The sequence below is a fragment of the Actinomadura sp. 6K520 genome, assembly GCF_004349245.1.
Classification (GTDB): Bacteria; Actinomycetota; Actinomycetes; order Streptosporangiales; family Streptosporangiaceae; genus Spirillospora.
The window spans coordinates 1-19,042 of record NZ_SMLC01000142.1 but is presented as its reverse complement, the minus strand read 5'-3'; the positions used below and the strand labels follow the sequence as shown (position 1 = coordinate 19,042).

The following is a 19,042-nucleotide window of genomic DNA, read 5'->3' as shown; positions in this document are numbered from 1 at the left end:
GGTATGGAAGCGCGGTAACGTGTGGAGTTGACCGGTACTAATAGGCCGAGTGGCTTGAACACACAATTCGTTCAAGGTGAATCGCTGTGTGAGTTGTTCGCGTCCCTGTGTGGTTCTCAGGAAACAACCCTGGGCGACCCGTGGTTGTATAATTGAATGCTGAGCGTTGTGTTTGGACGTTGACTTGCCCGCCCTGGTGTTTGGGGTGGTGCGTTGAGACGTTCGGTGGTTTTGGCGAAGGGGAAACACCCGGTTCCATTCCGAACCCGGAAGTTAAGCTCTTCAGCGCCGATGGTACTGCATGGGAGACTGTGTGGGAGAGTAGGACACCGCCGGACTTATATTAGGGGGAGGGCCCCGCCGTTATGGCGGGGCCCTTTCTCATTTCTCGGGTATCGGATTGCGGCCGGCGAAGGTGTCCCACAGGATCGCTGCCGGCTCCGCGGTGCTGAAGAGCGATTCGACGCGGGAGCGGTCCCCGTCCAGGTGGGTGAGGGTCTGGATACCGAGGAACATCGCCACCGCGATCATGCCGAGTTCACGGGACGGGACGACGCCCGCCAAGGCCGTTCCGCCAACGAGCCGATGCACCGCGGTGGCGGCGAATTCCGACCAGGATTCGACGTGGGCGAGCAGTTCCTCCCGTAGCCGCGGCGATGTCGCTGATGCCGTGAAGAGTTCTTGGACCGCGTCGATGTGCCCCTGGTTCCTCATGTCCTCGGCGTACAGTTCGCGGAGGCGGGCGAGGAGTTCGGTGGCGTCCGTGCAGGAGCCGAGCGCCTCGTCGTAGCGGTCTCTCCGGGCCTGGCTGGTGTGGCGGAGCGCTGCGACGAGCAACGCTTCCAGGTCCTCGAAGTGGTAGTAGATGACGCCGGGTGCGAAGCCACCCGTCCTGGCGATCGAGCGGGCCGTCGTCCCGCCGTACCCCTCGGCCGCGAGAGTGCGGACGGTCGCGTCGAGGAGACGTTTCCTGGCCTCCGCGCGGGGCGCCATGCGCTCAGATCACCTTCCAGGGCTTGACGCCCGCCTCGGCGAGAATGGGGTCGAGCCGCCGTGCGAGCCGGGCGAGGTGGTGGCTCGGTACCTGAGGGTACAGATGGTGCTCCAGGTGGTACGTCAGCTCCAGGAACAGCGCGGGAATGATCCGTCCGCGCATGGTGCGGGTCTGGGTCAGCGGCGTTTCCCCATAGTGCCGGTGCGGCAAGTGCACGGTCAGCAGCGGGTAGACCCAGCTCCCCACGATCATCATGACCGCGTACGCGAGGAGGCCCCGGGAGAACAGGACGCCGGCGCCGACCGCCGCGAAGGGGAGCGCCGCCTCCGCCAGCAGCCACACCCGCTGACCGGCCGCGCTGCGCAGGAACGCCCAGAACCACAGTCGGACGAGGAAGACGGGTCCGTAGAGGATTGCGCCGAGCGCCGACAGGTTCGCCGGGTATCCCTCCGGGTCCTCGTCGCTGGGGAAAGTCCGGTGGTGCTGGATGTGGGTGGCGCGGTAGGCGTGTCCGCTCTCCAGGAGGACCGCGCCTAGCAGGAACAGCGCCCATTCCGTCGCCCGCCTGCCGAGACCGAGCGAGCGGTGGACGACGTCGTGGGTCGCCGTGACGACCGCGACGAAGGTCCCGAAGGCGACGACCGGAGTCAGCCACCACCATCCCGCGAGCCACACGGCGACGAACAGAGCGACCGCCGAGTAGGGGAGGGACAGGGTGAGGATGCGCCGGGGGCGGGTGGTGACGAGCAGGTCGGGGCCGAGCTCGGACAGCTTAGGGACGGTCATCGCGCCACCGCCGTCCGGCGGGCGGCCTTGAGGGCCTCTTCCGCGACGATGCGGCTGCCCAGGGCACACGCGACGGTGCCGAGGCCGGGCCAGGTCGAGTCGCCCACGAGCCACAGCCCGGGCACGCCCAGCGAATGCGGAACGGCATTCTGGTTGGTGTTACCCGGAGCCTGGCGGACGCCGCCGACGGCACCGCCCGGCCGGAACGCGAAACGCTCGTAGGAGCGCGGCGTGCCCACCTCCCGCACCTGCGCGCGTTCGCCGAGCGAGGGATGGACGCGGCGGGCCAGGCCGACGAGACGTTCCCCGATCTCCTCCTTGCGGGCCTCGTACTCGGCGTCCGGCAGCCCGGCCCAGTCTTCGAGCCCGGTGTGGGTGGAGATCATCACGGCTCGCCGTCCCGGCGGTGCGCTCTCGGTGTCGCCCCGTGCGGACACCGAGACGAACATGTTGTTGCCGTCGCCTAGCGGCCGGTCGTAGTCCTGCAGCAACTGGTGGTGGGTGAACTCCTGGCCGGCCACCTCGCCGTCCGGGACTCCGAGGAAGACGACGATCGCCCCGCCCATGTCCGGTTCGTCCCGTTCCAGGTACGGCCTCAGCGGGCCGGCGAGGTCGGGGACGACGCGCGCGGTCGTGCCGGCGGGCAGCGCGCTGACCACCTGCCGGGCATGTACGACCCCGCGGCTGGTGTGGACGGCGAACGCCCCCGCCCGTCCGGTGACCCGCTCGACCGCGCACCCGACGTGCAGCCGACCGCCGAGCCCGCGGTAGTGCGCCACGAACCGCCGCCAGAACCCGCGCATGCCGCCGTCCGCGCGGGTGAGTCCGGCGCCGCGGATGGTGACCCCGAGGGCGGCGTTGATGAGCGGCGCCCGGTCGACGGTGCTGTGGACGGTGTCCTCCACCAGCATCGACAGCAGTCCGACCAGCGGTGCCTCATCGCGGAGGCGGTGCCGGGCGAGGGCGTCCCCGAGGGTGGTGTTCAGGTGGCGGGCGAGCGGGAGCCCGCGCGGTCCGACGGCCCGCAGGTTGTGCAGGGCGTCCGCGGGGCCGCGCATCGGCAGCCGCACCCCGGTGCGGCTCGCCGCCCAGAACACGTCCGCGAGACGGTCGAGGCGTGCCCAGAACGCGCGGTGCTGAGGCGTGTCGCCCAGGGAGCGCAGCCGCTCCCGGTGCCAGGCGCGGGCGTCGCGGTAGAGCGTGATCTTGCGGTCGGGCAGCCAGCCGACGTAGCCGGGCAGCGCCTCGCCGGGCACCGGGTCCATCCCGATGCCGGTGAGCAGTTCCGCCCCGACCCCGCCCGGCTCGAAGTCGACCATGGTCGTCGCGCCCACGTCGAAGGAGAAGCCCCGGCGCCGGTAGTAGCCGGCGCAGCCCCCGACATGCCCGTGGGCCTCGATCACCAGCGTGGACAGCCCCGCCGCCTGCAGCCTCGCCGCGGTCGCCATCCCGGCGAGCCCGCCGCCGAGCACGGCCACGTCGCACGACACGGGGAACCGCGCCGCCCTCCGTGGCCGATCCGTCTGAACGTTTGTTCTGAACATAGGTTCAGATTCGGTGCACCGTCTGCCGTCGTCAATACGCGTGGGCCGACATGGCCGGAGGCGGCCCCGCCCGTGTGCGGAGCCGCCTCCGGCCATGTCGGATCAAGACGTGCTGCGGGCCTCTCGGAGGAACTTCAGCGAGAGGACGGCCGCCCATGTCCAGATGGCGGCGCCTCCGGCGAGCATCAGCCGGAAGTCGCCCGCGGGGAACGCGGCCATGCCCAGTGCGAGGTACACGGCCGGCGCGGCGGCGCTGTAGAGCGTCCACCCGAGCCGCCCTTCACGGAGGAACCGGCGGGCGAACACGACGCACGCGACGCTCAGCGCAAGCCCCATCCCGACCGGTGCGAGGTTGTGCAGCATGCCGTGCCAGCTGACCTCCCCAATGCCGTCGGGCGTTCCGGCGGGGAAGCCTTCCGCCGGGTCGGTGGGGAACACCCCCGCCCAGATCAGGCTCGCGCCATAGGCGGCGATGAGAGCGGTTCCCCACGTGCGGCCGACCGTCCCAGGTTCCAGGACGCGCCGCAGCCCGGCGGCGGACGCCACGACGAGGGCTCCGCAGAGCAGGAAGTTGGCCGTCTGGATCCAGCCGTGCTCACCGAGCGCGAGCATGCTGAGCGGGTGACGGGCGGCGTCGAACCCGTCCCGCGTCATGGCCTGCGCAACGATCAGCAGGACGAACAGCGGTCCGGCGGGGACGCCGCAGGCGAGGAGGGCGCGGGTGGAGGCGCGCGTGGCTCGGGACGGGGACAGCGGGGGCGTGTGCGCGGAAGGCATGGCGACTCCTGGGGGTCGGCGGCCGGGCCGGACGGCGCCCGGCCGCCCGGTCTCGGAACGATGCGGTCGGCAGGTGGTGGTCAGGCGAAGAGGGACTCGCCGGTCTCCAGCAGGGTCTTCAGGTCGCTGAGCGTCTGGTTCCAGCCGCCGCCCGCCTCGGGGATCTCGCCCGCGCCCTGCGCCGCCGTCTGCGGCGCCCCGGTCACGTCGTGGGTGACGGTCAGCCGCGAGACGCCGGAGCCGTCGTCCTCGATCTCGTAGGTCAGCCGCGTGTGCGGTTCGCCGAGGAAGAGCGCCCGCCACGTCTGGACGAGCCTGTGCGGCGGGTCCGCCTCGATGACCTCGCCGTCGATGACCACGTCCGGGGCGCCGTGCTCCTTCATCGCGTCGCTGGCGAGGCCGCGGAAGGCGCCGCCGGGACGCAGGTCGTACTCCACCGGTGCCTGATAGCCGAACTTCGCCGTCCACTCCGGCTTGGTGATGGCGTCCCAGATCGCCTGCGGTGTCGCCTTGATGTACACGCGGTACACCTGGACGGTCTTGCCGGCGCCGGTCTCGGTCGTCGTCATGTCGGACTCCAGTCTTCTCTTCAGGTCGGCGAGCGCCGCGGTGGGCCGCTCGGTGTACTTGCCGATCCACCGGTCGTGGATCAGCCGGATCGGCACCGGGTTCAGGAAGTGCAGCTTCTCCCGGCCGGAACGGCGCGGGACCACCAGTCCGGCGTCCTCCAGCACCCGCAGGTGCTTGGAGACCCCGAACCGCGTCATCTCCACCTCCGCCTCCAGTTCGCCCAGCGTCCGCCCGTCCCGGGCGAACAGCAGGTCGAGCAGGAAGCGGCGGGTCGGATCCGCCAGCGCCTTGAACGCCAGTTCGTCGTCGTCCACACCAGAAAAATAGGTGACCAAAAGGTCACATGTCAACCTTGCTGGAGGAAATGCGGGACTGTCGGTGGCGTGTCCTAGGGTCGCTCCATGTCGCTGTCACCTCGTCTTTCCGCGATCGTGGACGCGTTGCCGCTCGCCCCGGGGATGCGCGTACTGGAGATCGGCTGCGGTACCGGCGCCGCCGCGCGGGCCGTCGCGGCCCGGCTCGGCACCGGGCACATCCTCGCGATCGACCGGTCGGCCAAGGCGGTCGCGCAGACGGCGGCCGCGTCCACCGCCGAGATCGCAGCGGGACGCATGAGCGTCCGGCAGGCCGCGATCGAGGACTTCGAACCGCAACCCGGCGAAGGGCCGTTCGACCTCGTCTTCGCCGTGCGGGTCGGCGCGCTCGACGGCCGCCATCCCGAGGCGGGCCGCAAGGCCGTCCCGCGCATCGCCGCGGCGCTGGCCCCCGGCGGCCGCCTCTTCATCGACGGCGGCGACCCCCTGCGCCAGCTGTCCGTCTGAGCCCGAGTTCCCGCGGGGTCAGCGGCCGAGAGCCTGGTCGAGGGTGGCGGCCCACTGGGCCAGCAGGCGCGTGCGGCGGGCCGAGTCGTCGGTGAGCAGGTCGGCGAGCCCGAGGCCGCGCACCAGATCGAGGGTCGCCTGGACCGTCTCCCGGACGCCGGGCACGCTCTCGTCCACGCCGAGCGCCTCGACGGTGAGGCGGTGCGCCTCACGCCCCACCCGCGCCTCCAGGGGCACGACCTGCTCGCGGAGCTGCTCGTCGGAACTGGCGGCGACCCAGAGCTGCAGCGCGGCACGGAACAGGGGACTGGTGTACATCTCGCCGAGCAGCGCCACCACGTCCGCGGTGGACGGCCGGCGCCCGGCCAGCGCGTCCAGGCGCTCGCGCATCTGCGCCATCCGCACCTCGGACCCGTAGTCGACGGCCGCCGTCACCAGCTCCTCGCGCGTCCGGAAGTGGTGCTGCGCGGCGCCCCGGGAGACCCCGGCGCGTTCGGCGACCACCGCCACGGTCGTCCCGGCCCACCCCACGGACGCCAGGCACTCGACAGCCGCCTCCAGAAGGCGCCGCCTGGTGGCGCGGCTGCGGTCCTGCTGCGGTTCCCGGGGAAGTGCCTGCGTGGTCATGGATCCCTCGACTCGGTGCCCCCACCAGTCAACCAAACCCGAACCGACCAAACAATCATGCATGATTGCTTTTTTCCAGTCGGGCGAACGGGCGGCCGGTGTACGTGGTGGTCAGCCCATGATCTATTGGTCCGCGCTGAGCCGTTCCCGTCCCGGCCGTCAATCGAGCAGCGGCGGTAGGTCCGCCAGAGTGGTGATCTCCCGCCAGGGCCGGACGCCGCCGGGCCACGTCATGCCGGTGCGGTTGATCCACACCGGGCGCATCCCGGCCTCGGCCGAGGCGCGCACGTCCTCCATCGGATGGTCGCCGACATGGACGCAGGCCTCGGGTGACACGTCGAGCCGTCCGGCGGCGTGGCGGTAGATGGCCGGGTCGGGCTTGCGGAACCCGCAGTCGGCGGCGACGACCGTCGTCTCCAGCAGCGCGTCCAGGCCCAGCAGAGAAGGGTCGCTGTTCCCGTTGGTGATCAGTGCCGTCCGCAGCCCGCGGTCGGCCAGGCTCTGCAGGGACGCCCGCGTCTCCGGATAGAGCCGGACACCGGAGTGGCGCAACTCCATGTAGCGGTCGAAGACCTCTTCGGCGAACCCGGTCGGGGCCGCGGTGCGGGCGGCGGCCTCGCGCAGGGACTCCAGCCGGATCGCCTCCATCCGAGCCATCTGCCACTCTGGCCGGACGGCCACCCGCGTGCGCAACTCGGCGAGCCAGTCGGCGGTGACCGGTGTCCCACCGGATCGGGCCAGACCGGCTTCGGCGAAGGAACGGGCGGTCGCCTCCAGGGCCCCGCGCATCGCGTTCTGGAAGTCCCACAGCGTCTCGTCACCGTCGAAGGTGACCACCGCGATACCGCCGCGCATCCCGTACCTCCACGCCGGAGAGGCCGCCAATGCTACCGGGGACCCTCGCCGTTTCGTGAAGGGCGATGACTGCCGGTTTCGCGGCTGCGACCAAAACAATCATGCGTGATTGATTTTTTGCGGGTGGGTCTGGCAGGGTTCTGGGCATGAGCCAACCGCTGCGGGTCGGTAACGCCTCGGGCTTCTACGGCGACCGCTTCTCCGCGGTTCGGGAGATGCTCGAGGGCGGGCCGCTGGACGTCCTGACCGGTGACTATCTCGCCGAGTTGACGATGCTCATCCTGGGCCGCGGCAGGATGAAGGACCCGGAAGCCGGGTACGCCACCACGTTCCTGCGGCAGATGGAGGAGTCCCTCGGGCTCGCCGTGGAGCGCGGCACGAAGATCGTGGCCAACGCCGGCGGGCTGAACCCGCGCGGGCTGGCCGAGAAGCTGCGGGACCTCGCCGGGCGGCTTGGGCTTGAGGTGCGCATCGGTCATGTCGAGGGTGACGACCTGCTGGGACGGGCCGGGGAGCTGGGGTTCGAGCATCCGCGGTACGGGCGGCCGCTGACGGCCAACGCCTATCTCGGGGCGTGGGGGATCGCCGAGTGCCTGCGCCGCGGCGCCGACGTGGTGGTGACCGGCCGCGTCACCGACGCCTCCCTGGTCGTGGGCCCGGCGGCCGCGCACTTCGGCTGGGCGCGGGACGACTGGGACACGCTGGCCGGAGCGACCGTCGCCGGGCACGTCCTGGAGTGCGGGGCGCAGGCCACGGGCGGCAACTACAGCTTCTTCGAAGAAATCTACAACGTAAAGGCACCGGGTTTTCCGGTCGCGGAGATGCACGGCGACGGCTCGTGCGTGATCACGAAGCACGACGGGACGGGCGGTGCCGTGACCGTCGAGACCGTCACGGCGCAACTGCTGTACGAGATCGGTGGGCCGGCCTACGCCGGTCCCGATGTCACGACGCGCTTCGACACGGTCGAGCTGATCGACGACGGTCCCGACCGGGTACGGATCAGCGGCGTCAAGGGGCTCCCGCCGCCCCCCAGCACCAAGGTCTGCCTGAACCACCTTGGTGGCCACCGCAACGAGATGACGTTCGTGCTCACCGGGCTCGGCATCGAGGCCAAGGCGGAACTCGCCAAGAGGCAACTGGAAGCGGCGTTCGGCGACGCCCGGCCGGAGCGGGTCGAATGGACGCTCATCGGCACCGCCAAGGCCGACCCCGGCACGCAGGGCGAGGCCACCGCCCTGCTGCGCTGCGCCGTCCTGGACCCGGACCCGGAGAAGGCCGGCCGCGCGTTCAGCGGCGCGGCCGTCGAACTCGGGCTCGCCGGCTACCCCGGCTTCACGATGACGTCCCCGCCGGGGAAGGGCGGCCCGTACGGCGTGTACAAGCCCGCGTTCGTTCCCAACGAGACCGTCGAGCATGTCGCGGTCACGCACGGGGGCGAGCGCATCGCAATTCCGTCCGCCCCCGTCGTGGCCACGATGGCCGAGGCGCGGACCGCGGCCGGGGCCCACACCGGAAACGCCACCCAGTCCCCACCCGCCCGGGGGGGCCAGCCCACTCCCAGTGTCCAACCCGCAGGCCACGGGGCGGAAGGACAATCGCCTCCTGTGGAAAACCCTTCCGCCCGTGAAGGAACCACCGGCCGTGTCCCCTTGGGGCGGGTCGCGGGTGCGCGGAGCGGGGACAAGGGCGGGGACGCCAACATCGGGGTATGGGCGCGGACGGACGCGCAGTGGCGCTGGCTGGAGCCGTACCTCACCGTCGAGCGGTTCCGCGAGCTGCTGCCCGAGACCCGCGGCCACACCGTCCACCGCCACGTACTGGCCAACCTCCGCGCCGTCAACTTCGTCGTCGAGGGGCTCCTGCAGGAGGGCGTCTCGGCCTCGACACGGTTCGACCCGCAGGGCAAGGCCCTCGGGGAGTGGCTGCGGTCCCGCCACGTCGACATCCCGGAGGCACTCCTGTGACGCTGAAGAGCACGCTCGACACCGGCGGCCCCGAGTACCGGGAGCGCCGCGCGGCCATGCTGGAGAAGCTCGCGGCCCTGGACGCCGAGCACGCCAAGGCCCTCGCGGGCGGCGGCGAGAAGTACGTCGAGCGGCACCGCAAGCGCGGGAAGATGCTCGCGCGGGAGCGCATCGAGCTGCTGATCGACCCCGACTCGCCGTTCCTGGAACTGAGCCCCCTCGCCGCGTGGGGCAGCGACTTCCCCGTCGGCGCGAGCGTCGTCACCGGCATCGGCGTCGTCGAGGGCGTCGAATGCGTCATCGTGGCGAACGATCCGACGGTGCGCGGCGGGTCCAGCAACCCGTGGTCGGTGAAGAAGAGCTTCCGGGCGGCCGACATCGCGCTGGAGAACCGGCTCCCCCTGATCAACCTGGTCGAGTCGGGCGGCGCGGACCTGCCGACGCAGAAGGAGATCTTCATCCCGGGCGGGCGGATGTTCCGCGACCTGACCCGGCTGTCGGCGGCGGGCATCCCGACGATCGCGCTGGTGTTCGGCAACTCCACCGCGGGCGGCGCGTACGTCCCGGGGATGTGCGACCACGTCGTGATGGTCAAGGAGCGCGCGAAGGTGTTCCTCGGCGGCCCGCCGCTGGTGAAGATGGCGACGGGGGAGGAGGCCGGCGACGAGGAGCTCGGCGGCGCGGAGATGCACGCGCGCTCCTCCGGCCTCGCCGACCACATGGCGGCCGACGAGGCGGACGCGCTGCGCCTCGGCCGCGAGATCGTCCGGAACCTCAACCACCGCAAGCTCGGCCCCGCGCCGGGCCCGGCGGAGGAACCGCTGTACGACGCGGACGAGCTGGCCGGCATCGTCCCCGACGACCTGAAGATCCCGTTCGACCCGCGCGAGGTCATCGCCCGGATCGCGGACGGCTCCCGGTTCGAGGAGTTCAAGCCGCTGTACGGGACGAGCCTGGTCACCGGCTGGACCCGCGTCCACGGCTACCCGGTGGGCGTCCTCGCCAACGCGCAGGGCGTCCTGTTCAGCGAGGAGGCGCAGAAGGCGGCCCAGTTCATCCAGCTCGCCAACCAGAGCGACACGCCGCTGCTGTTCCTGCACAACACGACCGGCTACATGGTCGGCAGGGAGTACGAGCAGGCCGGGATCATCAAGCACGGCGCCCTGATGATCAACGCGGTGGCGAACAGCCGGGTCCCGCACCTGACGATCGTGATGGGCGCCTCGTACGGGGCGGGCAACTACGGCATGTGCGGCCGGGCGTACGACCCCCGGTTCCTGTTCACGTGGCCGAGCGCGAAGTCCGCGGTGATGGGCCCGCAGCAGCTCGCGGGGGTCCTGTCGATCGTGGCGCGGCAGGCGGCCGAAGCGCGCGGGCAGGTCTACGACGAGGACCAGGACCGCGCGATGCGGGAGATGGTCGAGAACCAGATCGAGGCGGAGTCGCTGCCGTTCTTCCTGTCCGGGCGCCTCTACGACGACGGCGTGATCGATCCGCGCGACACCCGCACCGTCCTCGGCCTGTGCCTGTCCGCCGTCCACAACGCGCCCGTGCGCGGAGCCGACGGCTTCGGCGTCTTCCGGATGTGAGCCTGATGATCAGCAGAGTGCTTGTCGCCAACCGCGGGGAGATCGCCCGCCGGGTCATGCGGGCCTGCCGGGACCTCGGCATCGGGACGGTCGCCGTCCACTCCGACCCGGACACGGACGCGCCGCACGTCCGGGAGGCGGACGTCGCGGGACGGCTGCCCGGGGCCACCCCGGCGGAGACGTACCTGTCGGTCGAGCGGCTCCTCGCCGTGGCGCGCGGCGCCGGGGCCGACGCCGTCCACCCGGGGTACGGCTTCCTGTCGGAGAACGCGGAATTTGCACGAGCGGTGATCGACGCGGGCCTGACCTGGATCGGCCCGCCGCCCGAGGCGATCGCCGCGATGGGCTCCAAGATCGAGGCGAAGAAGCTGATGGCGTCCGCGGACGTCCCGGTGCTGCCCGAACTGGACCCCGCCCGCGCGACCGGCGCGGACTTCCCGCTCCTGGTGAAGGCGTCCGCGGGCGGCGGCGGGCGCGGCATGCGGATCGTCCGGGCACCGGACGAGCTGCCCGATGCCCTCGCCGCCGCCCGCCGCGAGGCGGAGTCGGCGTTCGGCGACCCGACCGTGTTCTGCGAGCCGCTGCTGGAGAACGCCCGCCACATCGAGGTACAGGTCGTCGCGGACGCGCACGGCGGCGTCTGGACGCTCGGCGAGCGCGAATGCTCGATCCAGCGCCGCCACCAGAAGATCGTCGAGGAGGCGCCGTCCCCGGCGGTCGGGCCGGAGCTCCGCGCCGCCCTCTGCGCCGCGGCTGCGAACGCCGCCCGCGCCATCGGCTACACGGGCGCGGGCACGGTCGAGTTCATGCTCGCCCCGGACGGACGCTTCTTCTTCCTGGAGGTCAACACCCGCCTCCAGGTCGAGCATCCCGTCACCGAATGCGTGTACGGGATCGACCTCGTCCGGCTGCAGTTCGAGATCGCCGAGGGTACGCGGCTCCCGGACGCCGCGCCCGAGCCGCGCGGCCACGCCATCGAGGTGCGCCTGTACGCCGAGGACCCCGCCCGCGACTGGCGTCCGGGCAGCGGCCCCCTGCACACCTTCGAGGTACCGGGCGTCGACGCCGAGTTCGCCGTCCCCGCGTCCCACGGGCTGCGGCTCGACAGCGGAGTCGAGAGCGGCGGCGAGATCGGCGTCCACTACGACCCCATGCTCGCCAAGCTGATCGCGTGGGCGCCCACCCGGCGGGCCGCGGCCCGCCGGCTCGCGGCCGGCCTGCGCGGCGCCCGCATCCACGGCCCGGCCACCAACCGCGACCTGCTCGTCCGGGTACTGGAGGAGCCGGCCTTCCTGGACGGCGGCACCGACACCGGATACCTGGACCGGATCGGCCTCGGCGTCCTCGCCGCGCCGCTCGCCGGGGAGGACGCCGTCCGCGTGTCCGCGCTGGCCGCCGCGCTGGCCGGTGCCGCCGCGGACCGGGCCGCCGCACGGGCGCTCGGCGGGCTCCCGCCGGGGTGGCGCAACGTCCGGTCGCAGCCGCAGCGCAGGACGTTCGAGGCCCCGTCCGGGCAGGTGGCCGTCGACTACTACCTGCACCGGGGCGAGCTGGTGTCGGAACTGTGCCCCGGCACCTCGCTGGTGTCGGCGACGCCCGGACGGGTCGTCCTGGAGCACGAGGGCCTGCGCGAGACGTTCGCGGTGACCAGGGCCGGCGACTCGGTGTACGTCGACTCCCGCCTCGGCCCGGTGGCGTTCCGGGCCGTCCCCCGCTTCACCGACCCGGGCAGCCGGCTCGCCCCGGGATCGCTCCTCGCGCCCATGCCAGGGACGGTGCTGCGCGTCGAGACCGAACTCGGCGCCGGCGTCGCCGGCGGGCAGACGCTCGTCGTCCTGGAGGCGATGAAGATGGAGCACCGCATCGCCGCGCCGTCCGCGGGGACGGTCGCGGAACTGAAGGTCGCGGCGGGCCAGCAGGTCGAGTCCGGCGCCGTCCTCGCCGTCATCGAAGGGACCACCGGATGAGCTTCGTCGAGACCGCGGAGCGGCGGGCGCTGCGCGCCGCCGTCGCCGAGCTGGGCGCCGAGTACGGCGCGTCGTACTACGTCGAGAAGGCCCGCGCCGGGCAGAAGACCGACGAGCTGTGGGACGAGGCGGGGCGCCTCGGCTACCTCGGCGTGAACGTGCCCGAGGAGTACGGCGGCGGAGGCGGCGGCATCGGCGACCTCGCCGCGGTGTGCGAGGAACTGGCCGCGGCGGGCTGCCCCCTGCTGCTCATGGTCGTCTCCCCGGCGATCTGCGCCACGATCATCGCGCGCTCCGGCACGGCGGAGCAGCGGCGGCACTGGCTCCCCGGATTCGCGGACGGCTCGGTGAAGATGGCGTTCGCGATCACCGAGCCCGACGCGGGCTCCAACGCGCACCGCATCACCACCACCGCGCGCCGGGACGGCGACGGCTGGGTGCTGAACGGGCAGAAGACGTTCATCTCCGGCGTCGACGAGGCGGACGCCGTCATGTTCGTCGGCCGCACCGAGGACCAGAAGGGCAACCTGCGCCCGTCCCTGTTCATCGTGCCGACCGGCGCGGACGGCTTCACCTGGACGCCGATAGGCATGGAGATCGTGTCGCCGGAGAAGCAGTTCGTCTGCCACCTCGACGACGTCCGGCTGCCCTACGACGCGGTCGTCGGCGACGAGGACGGCGGCCTGCTCCAGCTGTTCGCGGGCCTCAACCCCGAGCGGATCATGGCCGCGGCCATGGGCGCCGGGATCGGCCGCCTGGCCCTCGGCAAGGCCACCGCGTACGCGAGGGACCGGCAGGTGTTCAAGACGCCCATCGGCGCCCACCAGGGCCTCGCGCACCCGCTCGCCGCCGCGAAGATCGAGCTGGAGCTGGCGCGGCTGATGGGGCAGAAGGCCGCCTGGCTGTACGACGCGGGCGACGACACAGGTGCCGGTGAGGCCGCGAACATGGCCAAGTACGCCGCCGCCGAGGCCGCGGTCCACTGCGTCGACCAGGCGATCCAGACCCACGGCGGCAACGGCCTCACGACCGAGTACGGCGTGGGGATGCTCGCGGGGGTCGTCCGTCTGATGCGCATCGCCCCGGTCAGCCGCGAGATGATCCTCAACTACGTCGCGCAGCATTCCCTGGGCCTGCCCAAGTCGTACTGACCGGTCGCCGTGCTGGTCGGTCGTCGTGCTGATCGGTCAGGGCCGGGCGGCCAGCGCGTCGAGCTGCACCTCCAGCGGGACGGGCGCGGCCAGCCGGTTGTCGACGGCCGCGTGCGGGACCGGCGGCGGCTCGTCCGGCCGCATCCGCGCCACGAACGCGCCGAACCCGGCCAGCTTCCCGGTGTCGCGCGGCGACCCGCGCTCCACCAGGCGGTGCCGCAGCGTCGCGGCGTCCGTGCGGACCCACACCAGGCGCACCGGCGGGCCGCCCAGCGCGGCGGTCCACTCCGCCCAGCGGCCGGCGTCCCGGATCTGGCCGGTGAACGGGCCGCTGAGCAGCACCGGGCAGCCGTGGGAGCGGACCTCCCGGGCCGTCGCGGTCATCCCCGCGTACTCGTGCGGCTTGACGTGCGCGTCGTACCAGGGGCCCTCCCGCTCGCCCGGGTCGCGGCCGGACGCCGCCAGCACGGCCGCCACGAACGGCCCGTACATCGTGTCCTTGTCCAGCAGCGCGGGGACGGGACGCAGCCGTGCCAGCAGCAGGTCCGACACGGTGGTCTTGCCGGAGCCGGGCGGCCCGGCCACCACCCAGGCCGGGGCGGCGCTCACGCCGACAGGCGCAGCCGGCGGGTCGCCAGCCGCTCGATGCGCTCGTCGTCGACCTCGTGGCCGAGGCCGGGCTGCGTGAGGGGGACGCCGACGACGCCGCCGGACGACCGGACGGGCGGCGTCACGAACACCGGGCCGCCCGCGGGGTCGGTGACGTCGCTCGGCAGCGTGCAGCCCGGCAGCGACGCCAGCGCCACCGCGGCGGCCTGGCCGATGCCGAACGCGCCGCAGCCGCTGCACCACACCTCCCAGCCGGCCGCGTACGCGAGGTCGTGGGCGCTGCGGGCCGCGGTCAGCCCGCCGAGCCGGTCGAGCCGCAGGTGCAGGGCGCGGCCCGCCTCCAGCGTCAGGGCCGCGTCGAGGGTGTCCAGGTCGCCGACGGCCGGGGCGACGGCGGTGCCGACCCGCAGCTGGAGCCGGGCGTGCGCGGCCAGGTCGCCGGCGGGGAACGGGCGCTCGATCGCCGCCAGGCCGTAGGCGTCCAGCCCTTCCAGGACCGCCATGTGCTCGGGCGACTCGGTGTAGGCGTGCCCCGCGTCCGCGACGAGCGCCAGCGCCGGGTACGCCTGCCTGATCGTGCGGACCGGCTCGATGTCCCAGCCGGGGCGTACGTCCAGGGTCACCCGGGTGTGGCCCGCTCCAACGGCGCGGTTGACCCGGGCCGCGACCGTGTCCAGCGCCGGCTCGGGCGAGATCCGCGAACCGGTCACGATGGACGTGCGGGTCCCGCCGAGCGCGTGCGCGAGCGGCAGGCCCCGCGTCCGGCACCACAGGTCCCAGCAGGCGACGTCGATCGCGGCGGCCGCCTCCCGGGCGCCGAAGTCCGCGGCGGCGGACACGTCCTCGGGACGGTCCCACTCCAGCCCGACCAGCGCGGGCGCCATGCGCTCCTCGATGTCGGCCCAGCCCCGGCCGGGATCGCCGGAGCCGCCGGGGACGGCCATCTCGCCCCACCCCACCGCGTCACCGCCGGCGAGGCGGACGAGTACGCTCTCCGGCCGCCTCCCGCGCGGCATCGCCACGCGGTAGACGTCGCAGCCATGGATCCGAGGCACCCGCACCGCCCTTCGAGGACCTTAGAGGAAGTGGTCTCCTTCAATGATCCCCCCTCCGGGCCCCTGCTGGGACACGGCGGTGCGAAGGATCACGGGCAGCTGGCCTCCAGGGACACCGGCTTGCTCGGCGGCTTCGACGACGTCGGGGTGCCGCTCGGCGAGTCGCCGGCCTGGGGCGGGGCCGTGCTCGCCGCCGCGTTCGGGGAGCCGCCGCCGTCCGGGTCACCGCCCGGATCGCCGCTCACCTGGCGGGGATCGGTGTTGACCGCCTCGGCCGCCAACCTGCGGATGAGGTCGAAGTCGGGGCTCCCGGTGTAGATCAGCGGCGGCACGAACTGCAGGCTGTTGATCTGCGCGCCGCCCTTGACGCGCTCCGAGAGCTTCATCAGCGCGGGCAGCAGCTCCTGCGGGATGTCGGTCGACAGGGTCCGCTTGGCGGCCGCGGCGAGCTTGTCGAAGCTGCTCAGCACGCTCTGCGGGTCGGCCTGCTCGGCGATCGCGGCCAGCAGGCACTTCTGCCGGCCCATCCGCACGTAGTCGCTGCTGTTGGTGCGGGACCGGCCGTACCAGAGCGCCTCCTTGCCGGTGAGCGTCCGGTGGCCGGGCTCCAGCACGGCGCCCTCCAGCCCGTACGGGATGGGCTCGTCAATGCTGATCTTGACGCCGCCCATGGCGTCGATGATGTCGGCGAAGCCGAACATGTCGACCAGGATGTAGTAGTCGACCCGGAGGCCGAGGATGCCGGCGATCGTGGCCTTCAGCAGCTCGGGGCCGCGCTCGTTCTTGGGGACGCCCGGCACCACGTCGGGGTGCTCCTCGGCGTACTGGAACACCTCGTTCAGCAGGCCCGGCGTCTGCGGCCCGTCGCCGGTGAAACCGTAGGGGAAGCGGTCGCGGGCGGGGCCGGGCGGCAGCTGGAAGCCCTCCAGGTTGCGGGGGAGGCTCAGCAGGACCGTGTCGCCGGTGTCGGTGTCGATGCTCGCCACCGTCATGCTGTCGGTGCGCACGCCGGTGCGGTCCTCGGCGGCGTCGCCGCCGAGCAGCAGGATGTTGACGCGGGCCTGCCCGTCGAACGGGTCGTCGGTGTCGACCTGCTTGCCGGTCCCGCCGCCGCTGCGGAAGATGCTGGTCAGCGCGTCGCGGTAGACGTAGGTGCCGTGCGCCGACCAGGCCACCGGCACCGCGACGGCGAAGCACATCACGGCGACGGCCGCCGCGCCCAGCGTGCGGGCCGCGGCCGACAGCCTCATGGGCCGCAGGATCTGGTAGGAGCGGATCACGATGAAGACCCACACCACGCCGAGCGTCAGCAGCCCGACCGACAGCCGCTCCACGACCTCCGGCCGGACGGCGAACTGCAGCAGGTCCGACCGGTAGACGGTGCCGGCGGCCCCCACCGCGGCGAGGAGCGCGACGTACAGCGCCAGCAGCAGGCCCCCGGCCACCCGCCGGCCGGTGACGAGGTGGGCGACGCCCCAGACCAGGGCGGACGCGAGGGTCAGCGCGAGCGCGCGGGGGAGCCCCACGGCACCGCCGGAGGAGCGATCCCCGTCCCCTTCCCCGGCGCGCCGACTCGCCGACCGACCCATGTACGCTCCGATTCCCACCCACGGTGAAATAAGCCTGGCTCACCCTATGGACGCGCGGGACCGGTCAAAAGTTGCGTGGGAGCCGTCCGCGTGCGAGCGCGTGTGACCTCAGGCACAGCTGTTGTCCAGGATATGCAATCCGGTGATCAGTTGGCAGCCCGACCCCCGATCCCGGCCGCCCGGGCCGCCGTCCGCGCTCTCCGCCGGCCCGGGGCGGACGGCCGGCGGGAAGCGCTACCAGCTGGTGGCCAGCGGCATTCCCTCGGCGTAGCCGGACGAGCTCTGGATCCCGACGGTCGCCCGCTCGTGGAACTCCTCCAGCGTCCGGGCGCCCGCGTAGGTGCACGAGCTGCGCAGCCCGGCCACGATCGAGTCGATCAGGTCCTCCACGCCGGGGCGGTGCGGGTCGAGGAACATCCGGGAGGTGGAGATGCCCTCCTCGAACAGTGCCTTGCGGGCACGCTCGAACGGGGAGTCGTCTGCGGTGCGCAGCCGCACGGCCCGCGCGGACGCCATCCCGAAGCTCTCCTTGTAGAGGCGCCCGTCGGCGGCGCGCTGCAGGTCGCCGGGCGACTCGTAGGTGCCGGCGAACCAGGAGCCCACCATCACGTTCGCGGCCCCGGCCGCCAGCGCCAGCGCCACGTCGCGGGGGTGCCGGACGCCGCCGTCCGCCCACACGTGCCGGCCGAGGCGGCGGGCCTCGGCGGCGCACTCCAGGACGGCGGAGAACTGCGGCCGGCCGACCCCCGTCATCATCCGGGTGGTGCACATCGCGCCGGGGCCCACCCCGACCTTGACGATGTCGGCGCCGGCCTCGATCAGGTCGCGGGTGCCCTCGGCCGTCACCACGTTCCCGGCCGCCACCGGGACGCCGGGGTCCAGGCCCCGGACGGCCGCCAGCGCGCTGATCATCTTGTCCTGGTGGCCGTGCGCGGTGTCCACGACGAGCAGGTCGGCGCCCGCCTCCAGCAGCGCCTTCGCCTTGCCCGCGACGTCGCCGTTCACCCCGACCGCCGCGGCGATGCGCAGCCGCCCGCCGCCGTCCACCGCGGGCTTGTACAGCGTGGCGCGCAGCGCGCCGGTGCGGGTCAGGATGCCCGCGAGGCGCCCGCCGGCGTCGACGACGGGGGCGAGCCGGTGGCCGCGCTCGTGCAGCCGGTCGAACGCCTCGCGCGGGTCCACGCCGGCCGGCACCGTGACCAGGTCGCGGGACATGATGTCGCGCAGCTGCGCGAACCGGTCGACGCCCTGGCAGTCGGCCTCGGTGACGACGCCCACCGGCCGGTCGTCCTCGACCACGATCACCGCGCCGTGCGCGCGCTTCGGCAGCAGCGCGAGCGCGTCCCCGGCCGTGCTGGACGGGTCCAGCCGGATCGGGGTGTCCACGACGAGGTCGCGTCCCTTGACCCAGCCGATGACCTCGGTGACGACGTCGGCCGGGATGTCCTGCGGGAGCACGGCGATGCCGCCGCGCCGGGCGACGGTCTCCGCCATCCGGCGCCCGGAGACGGCGGTCATGTTGGCCACCACGAGAGGCACGGTCGTGCCGCTGCCGTCCGCGGTCGACAGGTCGACTTCCAGGCGCGACCCGACCGAGGAGCGGCGGGGGACCATGAAGACGTCGTTGTAGGTGAGGTCGTAAGCGGAACGCTCACCGTTCAGCAGGTGCACGGCTGTACTCCACACCAATCACGGGTTCCGGGCGGCTGGGGCACCGTACATCGTCCGCCATACCCGGCGGTGCTCCGGCCCACGCCGCGCCTCCGGGCCCGTACCCAGGGGTGATGACACTGTGTCCCCGCGGCGCCGCGGAGCGATCTCCCGATGCCGATTCCCGCCGCTTCCAGGCGTGATCGAAGTGAAGTGGATTCCGTGCCTGAAAACGGTGCAACGTAGGGCTTGGCTCTCTGTAAAGTTACCTCTTGACGTAACTGTGCCCCCGATGCACTTTTCTTACATGTGCCTCGCGCGGACGGCGGAACCCGCCGCAGGGGCGTGACAGCAGAACACCGGGAGAAGCGCATGCAGGTCACGCACTTGGGCCCGGTCAGCCGCGCTCGCCCGCGCCGCGGGCCGCCCGGCCCGGGCGGCGATCGCCGCGGCGGACGTCGGCGATCCGCCCGGCCGCCGCCCGCCCGCCC

16 protein-coding genes and 1 rRNA gene are annotated in these 19,042 nt (G+C 72.7%); 6 read left to right on the top strand and 11 right to left on the bottom strand.

Going from position 1 to position 19,042, the window contains the following annotated elements; genetic code table 11:
* Positions 1-221: 221 nt before the first annotated feature.
* Positions 222-338, top strand: a 5S ribosomal RNA gene (gene rrf, locus E1289_RS28380).
* Positions 339-381: 43 nt separating this feature from the next.
* Here the strand turns inward: rrf and E1289_RS28375 are convergent.
* The 5 genes from E1289_RS28375 to E1289_RS28355 all read right to left on the bottom strand — a co-directional run bounded on the left by E1289_RS28375 (position 382) and on the right by E1289_RS28355 (position 4,985).
* Entirely contained in the window at positions 382-993 is a 612-nt protein-coding gene (locus tag E1289_RS28375) for a TetR/AcrR family transcriptional regulator (protein WP_131985547.1), read from the bottom strand.
* Between the two features lie 4 nt (positions 994-997).
* Positions 998-1,780: a fatty acid desaturase gene (locus tag E1289_RS28370; protein WP_131985545.1), complete on the bottom strand. Its 783-nt coding sequence runs from the start codon at positions 1,778-1,780 to the stop codon at positions 998-1,000.
* Positions 1,777-3,270 (bottom strand): NAD(P)/FAD-dependent oxidoreductase, encoded by a 1,494-nt coding sequence (locus tag E1289_RS28365; RefSeq protein WP_207929188.1) that lies wholly within the window; start codon positions 3,268-3,270, stop codon positions 1,777-1,779. Before E1289_RS28365 ends, E1289_RS28370 begins: the two co-directional genes overlap by 4 nt.
* A gap of 156 nt (positions 3,271-3,426) precedes the next feature.
* A complete protein-coding gene (locus E1289_RS28360; protein WP_131985541.1) occupies positions 3,427-4,101 on the bottom strand; it encodes a DUF998 domain-containing protein in 675 nt (224 codons plus the stop codon).
* A gap of 80 nt (positions 4,102-4,181) precedes the next feature.
* On the bottom strand, positions 4,182-4,985 hold the full coding sequence (locus tag E1289_RS28355; RefSeq protein WP_131985539.1) for a metalloregulator ArsR/SmtB family transcription factor: 804 nt from the start codon (positions 4,983-4,985) through the stop codon (positions 4,182-4,184).
* A gap of 87 nt (positions 4,986-5,072) precedes the next feature.
* Between E1289_RS28355 and E1289_RS28350 the strand changes: the two genes are divergently transcribed.
* On the top strand, positions 5,073-5,492 hold the full coding sequence (locus E1289_RS28350) for a class I SAM-dependent methyltransferase (RefSeq protein ID WP_131985537.1): 420 nt from the start codon (positions 5,073-5,075) through the stop codon (positions 5,490-5,492).
* 18 nt (positions 5,493-5,510) lie between these two features.
* On the opposite strand, the gene E1289_RS28345 is transcribed toward E1289_RS28350, so the two are convergent.
* Together E1289_RS28345 and E1289_RS28340 are read right to left on the bottom strand one after the other, a co-directional pair.
* Complete coding sequence (locus tag E1289_RS28345) at positions 5,511-6,119, bottom strand: TetR/AcrR family transcriptional regulator (RefSeq protein WP_131985535.1); 609 nt, start codon at positions 6,117-6,119, stop codon at positions 5,511-5,513.
* Between the two features lie 159 nt (positions 6,120-6,278).
* The gene (locus E1289_RS28340) at positions 6,279-6,974 is read right to left on the bottom strand and encodes an HAD family hydrolase (RefSeq protein WP_131985533.1); all 696 of its coding nucleotides are present in this window, start codon (positions 6,972-6,974) and stop codon (positions 6,279-6,281) included.
* A gap of 146 nt (positions 6,975-7,120) precedes the next feature.
* On the opposite strand from E1289_RS28340, the gene E1289_RS28335 reads away from it, so the two are divergent.
* The 4 genes from E1289_RS28335 to E1289_RS28320 are packed head-to-tail and all read left to right on the top strand — an operon-like array spanning position 7,121 to position 13,648.
* Positions 7,121-8,941: an acyclic terpene utilization AtuA family protein gene (locus E1289_RS28335; RefSeq protein ID WP_131985531.1), complete on the top strand. Its 1,821-nt coding sequence runs from the start codon at positions 7,121-7,123 to the stop codon at positions 8,939-8,941.
* Between the two features lie 56 nt (positions 8,942-8,997).
* On the top strand, positions 8,998-10,530 hold the full coding sequence (locus tag E1289_RS28330) for a carboxyl transferase domain-containing protein (RefSeq protein ID WP_243713209.1): 1,533 nt from the start codon (positions 8,998-9,000) through the stop codon (positions 10,528-10,530).
* A 5-nt stretch (positions 10,531-10,535) separates the two neighbouring features.
* Complete coding sequence (locus E1289_RS28325; RefSeq protein WP_131985527.1) at positions 10,536-12,497, top strand: biotin carboxylase N-terminal domain-containing protein; 1,962 nt, start codon at positions 10,536-10,538, stop codon at positions 12,495-12,497.
* Positions 12,494-13,648, top strand: coding sequence for an acyl-CoA dehydrogenase family protein (locus tag E1289_RS28320; protein ID WP_131985525.1), 1,155 nt, complete (start codon positions 12,494-12,496; stop codon positions 13,646-13,648). Before E1289_RS28325 ends, E1289_RS28320 begins: the two co-directional genes overlap by 4 nt.
* 36 nt (positions 13,649-13,684) lie before the next feature.
* Here E1289_RS28320 and E1289_RS28315 read toward each other — a convergent pair whose 3' ends face one another.
* The 4 genes from E1289_RS28315 to E1289_RS28300 all read right to left on the bottom strand — a co-directional run bounded on the left by E1289_RS28315 (position 13,685) and on the right by E1289_RS28300 (position 18,572).
* A complete protein-coding gene (locus E1289_RS28315; protein ID WP_131985523.1) occupies positions 13,685-14,257 on the bottom strand; it encodes an AAA family ATPase in 573 nt (190 codons plus the stop codon).
* Positions 14,254-15,312, bottom strand: a complete 1,059-nt coding sequence (locus E1289_RS28310) for an enolase C-terminal domain-like protein (protein ID WP_131985521.1) — start codon at positions 15,310-15,312, stop codon at positions 14,254-14,256. The genes E1289_RS28315 and E1289_RS28310 overlap by 4 nt, the downstream gene beginning before the upstream one ends.
* 89 nt (positions 15,313-15,401) lie before the next feature.
* The gene (locus E1289_RS28305) at positions 15,402-16,838 is read right to left on the bottom strand and encodes an LCP family protein (protein WP_243713207.1); all 1,437 of its coding nucleotides are present in this window, start codon (positions 16,836-16,838) and stop codon (positions 15,402-15,404) included.
* Positions 16,839-17,135: 297 nt separating this feature from the next.
* A complete protein-coding gene (locus E1289_RS28300) occupies positions 17,136-18,572 on the bottom strand; it encodes a GuaB1 family IMP dehydrogenase-related protein (RefSeq protein WP_131985517.1) in 1,437 nt (478 codons plus the stop codon).
* Between the last annotated feature and the right edge of the window lie 470 nt (positions 18,573-19,042).